At 39.6% G+C, this 6,533-nt stretch carries 7 protein-coding genes and 1 pseudogene; 3 read left to right on the top strand and 5 right to left on the bottom strand.

Annotation, left to right across the window (positions count from 1 at the left end):
• Positions 1–136: pseudogene (locus tag H6F45_RS25855) on the bottom strand (photosystem II D2 protein (photosystem q(a) protein)); the annotation flags it as partial.
• Between the two features lie 1,164 nt (positions 137–1,300).
• Here H6F45_RS25855 and H6F45_RS25850 point away from each other — a divergent pair.
• The 3 genes from H6F45_RS25850 (at position 1,301) to H6F45_RS25840 (ending at position 4,339) form a co-directional block, all read left to right on the top strand.
• Positions 1,301–1,870: a photosystem I assembly protein Ycf4 gene (locus tag H6F45_RS25850; RefSeq protein ID WP_096566289.1), complete on the top strand. Its 570-nt coding sequence runs from the start codon at positions 1,301–1,303 to the stop codon at positions 1,868–1,870.
• A 205-nt stretch (positions 1,871–2,075) separates the two neighbouring features.
• Positions 2,076–2,840: a peptidylprolyl isomerase gene (locus H6F45_RS25845; RefSeq protein ID WP_137668130.1), complete on the top strand. Its 765-nt coding sequence runs from the start codon at positions 2,076–2,078 to the stop codon at positions 2,838–2,840.
• 314 nt (positions 2,841–3,154) lie between these two features.
• Positions 3,155–4,339: a beta-ketoacyl-ACP synthase gene (locus H6F45_RS25840; protein WP_190348785.1), complete on the top strand. Its 1,185-nt coding sequence runs from the start codon at positions 3,155–3,157 to the stop codon at positions 4,337–4,339.
• A gap of 42 nt (positions 4,340–4,381) precedes the next feature.
• Here H6F45_RS25840 and H6F45_RS25835 read toward each other — a convergent pair whose 3' ends face one another.
• The 4 genes from H6F45_RS25835 to H6F45_RS26290 all read right to left on the bottom strand — a co-directional run bounded on the left by H6F45_RS25835 (position 4,382) and on the right by H6F45_RS26290 (position 6,214).
• A complete protein-coding gene (locus tag H6F45_RS25835) occupies positions 4,382–4,846 on the bottom strand; it encodes a ferredoxin (RefSeq protein ID WP_190348784.1) in 465 nt (154 codons plus the stop codon).
• The gene (locus H6F45_RS25830) at positions 4,846–5,232 is read right to left on the bottom strand and encodes a DUF1257 domain-containing protein (RefSeq protein WP_096566281.1); all 387 of its coding nucleotides are present in this window, start codon (positions 5,230–5,232) and stop codon (positions 4,846–4,848) included. The genes H6F45_RS25835 and H6F45_RS25830 overlap by 1 nt, the downstream gene beginning before the upstream one ends.
• 39 nt (positions 5,233–5,271) lie before the next feature.
• Positions 5,272–5,484: a DUF2997 domain-containing protein gene (locus H6F45_RS25825; RefSeq protein ID WP_190348783.1), complete on the bottom strand. Its 213-nt coding sequence runs from the start codon at positions 5,482–5,484 to the stop codon at positions 5,272–5,274.
• Between the two features lie 412 nt (positions 5,485–5,896).
• Positions 5,897–6,214, bottom strand: a complete 318-nt coding sequence (locus H6F45_RS26290; RefSeq protein ID WP_199301916.1) for a hypothetical protein — start codon at positions 6,212–6,214, stop codon at positions 5,897–5,899.
• Between the last annotated feature and the right edge of the window lie 319 nt (positions 6,215–6,533).

The following is a 6,533-nucleotide window of genomic DNA, read 5'->3' as shown; positions in this document are numbered from 1 at the left end:
CGCCTAATGCGAGGAAGGCACAGGGGAATAATAAAACACCTGACCAACCTACGAATACGAAGCGATCGCGCTTTAACCAGTCGTCTAGTACGTCAAACCACCCTCTTGACGGGGCGCGTCCAACTGCGATGGTCATGAGAACTAAAATCCTCTTTTTTACTAAAATTGCGACGTTTTTAAGGCAGGATGCTTTTGGAGGTTTTTTCCTTAGCCACTGCCAGGAGGAATTTAACGTTTTTTTGACACTCTTAGCTACTGATTAGCAGTTAAGACTCTGAGAATTTACCGCTTGATTAATTGGGCATTTCTCATAATTATGCCACTATCTGTTACCATCACCAAGTCATTTGGTTGGCGGTAACTTAATGATTCTTAACTTATCACATTCTTCATGGTTTGCGCTGGAGATACGCAAGTTAATTTGGTATTGGGTTTTGAATCACAAAAATATAGTCAAAATAGTCAAATATTATAAGAAAATGGGCTGAAAACCCTTGAGTTTGAGTTTTGGAGCGTGGCGGAAAAACTTAACCGTCCTTCCCTATTTTAACAAAATGACACAACTTTTCTCATAAAACTTATAAATTTTCATATACATTATCTGAATAACATAAATTTAGCATGATAATAAGCAGCTAGATAGGATGGAAATGATTCAGGAGTTTGATCAGGACAATGGTAAAATCCTTTAAAATCTCCACTAGAAGACTCACAATAAAATCGTCGAAAGGTACGGAAGCCACTTGGCTATCTTACAATGGAGGAAGTTCCAACGGCGAATAAATTCGCCGTGATGGTATAATCAAGGGGCGAGTAAGAATAACCATCTGCACGAAGAAGTATTTTGATCAGGAGAAACCCCTGATTTATCTCGTCTCGGCTTTGACCGTAGCCTGGGTAAACAAGCAAAGGCAAGATACAGAGTGTATACCGCCATAATTCGATGGACTCAGAAAGCCAAAAAAAATATAAAAGTAAGCGCAATTGCAACACTTATCCGTAAGTAGTTGTTTTGAGCGTGTAGGGGAATAATTGACTATTCCTTTTAAGCAGGTCTTATTCTTAGAGAATCTGCGTGTCTTCAGACCGCAGAGTGTCAATATCAAACCACACAGTGAAAGTCCTGCTACTACAAGCTGATAGCGTTAATTTCTATAAAAAGATTTAAGCTGATGCTGGAGAAAATATATCTTTAAGGTTTGGGTGAATGAAGTTAAAATCTAGATCCATACCTGTCTCATTACCCAGGTTAGCCAGTCCCCAGTTCACAGAGAATATATAACGGTCTAAGGTAGCTAAAATGACGGCATCAACAAGGATTAATAAAAGCGATCGCCTCCTGCATCAAAATGTTCTCGGTTCTCGTCGGTTAAGTAACTACTGGTGGGCAACTATTGTTAGTTTAGGAGCATCCGGCTTTTTATTGGCTGGCATTTCCAGCTATCTCAAAGTCAATTTACTCATTGTCACCGATCCCACTCAACTGGTATTTGTCCCTCAAGGATTGGTGATGGGATTATATGGCATAGCTGGTGTACTGTTGGCCTTGTACCTGTGGCTAGTTATTTTATGGGATGTAGGCGGCGGTTACAACGAATTTAACCAGGAAACTGGCAAGTTCAAAATCTTTCGTTGGGGGTTTCCTGGGAAAAACCGCCAAATTGAGATTGAAAGCCGCATCCAAGATATACAATCTGTACGTATATCTATTAAAGAAGGTCTAAATCCTCAACGCGCACTTTATCTGAAAGTCAAGGGAAGAAGAGATATTCCCCTGACACGGGTAGGTCAACCTTTATCTTTGGCTGAGTTAGAAACTCAAGGCGCTCAGTTAGCTCGCTTTTTGGGTGTACCCTTAGAAGGACTCTAGATTTTGGATTTTGGATTTTGGATTTTGGATCAGGAGTCAGGTGACAGGTGACAGTAAGAAAGAAATAGGGATTAGTCAGAAGTTCTTTAATTTTGACTTTTGACTTAATTTTTCTCCCCAGTCCCCAATCCCCAGTCCCCAGTCCCCAATCACCAGTCTAAAATCCAAAATTGCTAAGATACTTTGGTTGAGTAAGTAACTTTCAATGCGGTTAAAATTTTCACAATTTTTAGTCCTTCTGTTGATGATTGGTGGTTTGATGTTGACTGGATGTTCGGCTGATCAAGTCGCTTCTAGTACATCTCCCAATTCCACAGCTACCTCCAAGTCAACTGAAGAGGCAAAAACACCATCAAACAAAAATAATCAGAGTGTTCCCGGAATAAATAATTTACCACGTCTCGAAGGTAAGGCTACTGTAGTGATGACAGTTAAAGGATCACCAATTACCATTGAAGTCGATGGTGATAATGCTCCCATTACTGCGGGAAACTTTGTTGATTTAGTCGAAAAAGGCGTTTACGACGGTTTGGTATTCCATCGGGTTGTGCGTGAACCTCAGCCATTTGTGGTTCAAGGTGGTGATCCTCAAAGTAAAGATTCCAATACTTCCCCGCAACTGTGGGGAACTGGTGGTTATATAGATCCAAAACTGAAAACTGAACGCCGTATACCCTTAGAAATTAAGCCTGAAGGTGCAGAGCAACCAGTTTACGGTCAAACAATAACTCAAAAGCCTGTTTTGATTCACAAACTTGGTGCTGTAGCAATGGCAAGATCCCAAATGCCTGATTCTGCTTCTTCTCAGTTTTATTTTGCTCTAGCGGATCTGGGCTTTTTAGATGGTAACTACGCGGTTTTTGGTTATGTAACCGATGGTTTTGATGTAGTTAATAAAATTCAGGAAGGCGATAAAATTGATTCTGCTAAAGTAGTTAAAGGTGCTGAAAACTTGAAAGTTCCTCAGTAGTTATCAATTGATAATTGACAATTGACAATTGATAATTGATAATTGTTTTATTCCAGGTTTAAAACCTCCCCTTTAAAGGGAGAAAAAGCCAAAATTCGGCTTTTGAAATCCTCTGATTTTAAGGGAGAGGTAATTGTCAATTGTTAATTGTTAATTGTCCATTATTGAATAGAGGGAATAGGGAATAAATCAAGTCAAAAGTCAAAATTAATAACTTCTGACTCCTTGAAATCCTGACTCCTGACTCCTGACTCCTGACTCCTGACTCCTAATCTAAAATCTAAAATCTAAAATCTAAAATCTAAAATCTAAAATTGGTTAGGGTTGTTGTTACTGGTATTGGTTTAGTTTCTGCTTTGGGTAACAGCTTGAAAGATAGCTGGCAAAATTTACTATGCTTAAAAACGGGAATTAAATTACATCAACCATTTCCAAAACTGGGGAAAATTCCTCTAGGTTTAATTAATCAACAACCTTCTGATTTGAGTACCCTCACTCAGATGGTTGTTTATTCTGCTTTACAAAATGCTGAATTAGTAGCGTCTTTGCCTGATTGTGCTGTGGTCATTGGTTCTAGTCGTAGCTATCAAGCGTCTTGGGAGAAGTTTGCACAGCAAATGTATGGTCAAGATACCAACGCAGAATTATTAAATCTGGAAAATTGGTTGGATACTTTACCACTGATGAATGCGATCGCTGTAGCCAGACAAATCGGGTCTTGTGGTCCAGTTTTAGCACCAATGGCGGCCTGCGCTACGGGAATTTGGGCAATTTCCCAAGCTGCTATGTTAATTCAAAGCGGTCAATGTCAACGGGCGATCGCTGGTGCAGTGGAAGCACCTGTTACACCCCTTACCATCTGTGGATTTCAGCAAATGGGGGCTTTAGCAAAAACAGGCGCTTATCCTTTTGATTTACACCGGGAAGGTTTGGTATTAGGTGAAGGTGGTGCTGTGTTTGTGCTGGAATCTGCGGAGTCGGCAAAACAACGCCAAATCAACCCAGAAAATATTTATGGGGAAATTCTGGGTTTTGGCTTGACAGCAGATGCGTTTCATGGTATTCAGCCGGAATCAGAAGGAAAGAGTGCGATCGCTGCTATCAAGCAATGTTTAGAACGCAGTAATTTAACACCCGCAGATATAGACTACATTCATGCTCATGGTACAGCTACGATTCTCAACGACCGAATAGAGAGCAAAATTATACAGTCTTTATTTCCGCCAAAAGTAGCTATTAGTTCTACCAAAGGCTCTACAGGTCATACACTAGGAGCATCGGGGGCTTTAGGTGTAGCATTTTCGCTTTTGAGTTTAAAGCATAAAATATTACCTCCTGCTGTGGGATTGCAACAGCCAGAATTTGATTTAAATTTTGTGACAACAGTAAGAAATACAGAAATACAAAAAATGCTCTGCTTGAGTTTTGGTTTTGGTGGACAAAATGCAGCGATCGCTCTAGGCAGTAGCAATTCAATATATTGTATTGAATTGATATAAGTAATCAGAATTCTGAAATCCTGACTCCTGACTCCTGCTATATTATTGATTTTTTGCTAATCTCTGCTTTTTACGACGTTTTTCTGTGGTAGCTACCGCATGATCCACCGGATAACCCACTACAGGAATAACCTGATATCTGCGGTCTTCCTCCAGGTTTCTCAGTTCTGTATAATCAACCCAGTGAATACAGTCTACAGGACAAGTATCTATAGCTTCTTGTATTACCTCTTCTGAGTCGCCATCTTGGCGAATTACACGCGATCGCCCATAATCAGGTTCAATATAAAATGTATTCCTAGCAACATGGGCGCAGTGTTTACAACCTATACAGGTAATTTCATCGACATAAACTCCTTTCTGTCGCAGCAAACCGCCCAGTTCCGGCTCTAAACCAGAACTTTCTGGTTCATCTCGCAAAAAACCGCCTAATTCTGGCTCTAAACCGGAAGGATTATTGTCTAGATTATTATCTAAATCTTCTGGGAACGGTTGCAATTGAGACATTACGCACTCCAGCGTTGTACCACTAAACGAATAGAACCATCTGCATTTTTCTGTTCTTCAGCAACTTGGAAACCAACTTTGGCAGTTTCTTTCATCACTGTTTGGTAAGCATAACGTTGGGTGACTTGGCGCAAAAATCCATCTACAGATAAATTTTGCTGCCAATATTGTAAGTCAGCTACCAATTCGTATTCCTGACCATTCCATCTAAAACCGATGTCATAACCATTTTCCTGTTCAATGGTAACTTCGGCTGGATGAGTTTGACCACGATAACCACGCACTTCACGAGGGCCTGGTTTCCAGTCTACTCCTAAGTCGGAAAGTGCATCTTGTAAGGATTCGAGGTTGCGGATTTGAGTTTTAATTTGGCTAAAGTGTGACATGGCGGTTTGTAATCAATGAAAGTAGACGATTTGGAAAACTTACCATTCGCTAAAAGCAGTTTGGGTATTGACTACACTTGATTCCTGTGTAGCTTTGTTGGCGAAAAATTCTGAGGTGGGCTGCTGATTTACCACTTTTCCCAGTTGGGCTTCTATGGCTGCTGTTACCTCCGCACAAGAATATCCCACTATACCAGTGACTTTCTCTTGTACTCGACCGTCGGGATAAATTATAAATTCTAGTGTTTCCATTCTCTGAATGCCAATCTCAATAGTACCCTTGGACTTAACTGCTTTAGCGGAGTTAGTTTTCTATTGCTGAAAGAACACAGAAACAAAAGTTGCCATTTGTTCATAATGTTCCATCTTTAAAAATATATATCTCAAAATCTTAACGAAAGTTATTATTTGGGTTAGCAGTTACATCCATCAACCTATAGTTTCTCGTAACCTGATCAATTAGTCAAGCTGACTGCTTTTTGATCACTTTCCAGTTAAAAAGCCTGAAAAATTCGGCTTTTATCAGAGAAATCGTCATGCTGTAATTATGAAAAAATACTAAAGCTTATTGAAAATTTTTATCATTATCATTGAATTTAGAAAATATGGGGGAAATGTGGGGCGATCGCTTGCTTCTTTAGTTGTATTCCAAATATTGTGTATTTTATAATACGTTTAATGCCACATCAGTATCACAGAATTTGATTGGAATGCCACTGCTGTTAAGTATCACACCATCTAATTTCAACACATCCTCATCTACAGAAATGACAACTTCTGCATCAAATTGAATTGCGCTGGCAACATGAAGTGCATCAGCCGCACGTATTCCCCTAATATAAAGTTCCATATTGTTTAACTGTGCTTCCACAATTCCAGCCGTTAAGTCTAGTACACTAATTCCAAAAAACCTGACCGCAGTTACTGTTTGGGGTACAATAGAACGGGCTGCAAGAACTCTTAATGTACTAGCATTACTCATACCCTTAGCAACTGATATCAGTTGTTTAAATAATGCTTATTATACTTCATAATAGGTAAGACTGGATGTAGCACCTGTATGTTTTGCAGAAACTAACTTTAAAACATCCTCTGCATCTTCAAATAATTTTTTTGGATCACGGCCACGACGTTGTGTAGTTCTGAGAGTTGATCCAGCGATCGCTTGTGGACTGAGCTTGTCCTAAGTTGACAATTTAATAGACAAACCTGTACACTCATAGACAAACATAAGAGTGACTTTATGTTTAAACCTCATGAATTTGCTAAAAAAATCGGAGTTTCAGTCAAGACCTTGCAAA

The sequence above is a fragment of the Sphaerospermopsis sp. FACHB-1194 genome (assembly GCF_014696235.1).
Taxonomy (GTDB): Bacteria; Cyanobacteriota; Cyanobacteriia; order Cyanobacteriales; family Nostocaceae; genus Sphaerospermopsis; species Sphaerospermopsis kisseleviana.
This window is presented reverse-complemented; position numbering and strand designations above follow the sequence as displayed.

Excerpts from the sequence above, each read along its gene's own strand:
- H6F45_RS25850 (WP_096566289.1), top strand. The coding sequence starts at position 1,301 with ATGACGGCATCAACAAGGATTAATAAAAGCGATCGCCTCCTGCATCAA.
- H6F45_RS25845 (WP_137668130.1), top strand. The coding sequence starts at position 2,076 with ATGCGGTTAAAATTTTCACAATTTTTAGTCCTTCTGTTGATGATTGGT.
- H6F45_RS25835 (WP_190348784.1), bottom strand. The coding sequence starts at position 4,846 with ATGTCTCAATTGCAACCGTTCCCAGAAGATTTAGATAATAATCTAGAC.
- H6F45_RS25830 (WP_096566281.1), bottom strand. The coding sequence starts at position 5,232 with ATGTCACACTTTAGCCAAATTAAAACTCAAATCCGCAACCTCGAATCC.
- H6F45_RS25825 (WP_190348783.1), bottom strand. The coding sequence starts at position 5,484 with ATGGAAACACTAGAATTTATAATTTATCCCGACGGTCGAGTACAAGAG.
- H6F45_RS26290 (WP_199301916.1), bottom strand. The coding sequence starts at position 6,214 with ATGAGTAATGCTAGTACATTAAGAGTTCTTGCAGCCCGTTCTATTGTA.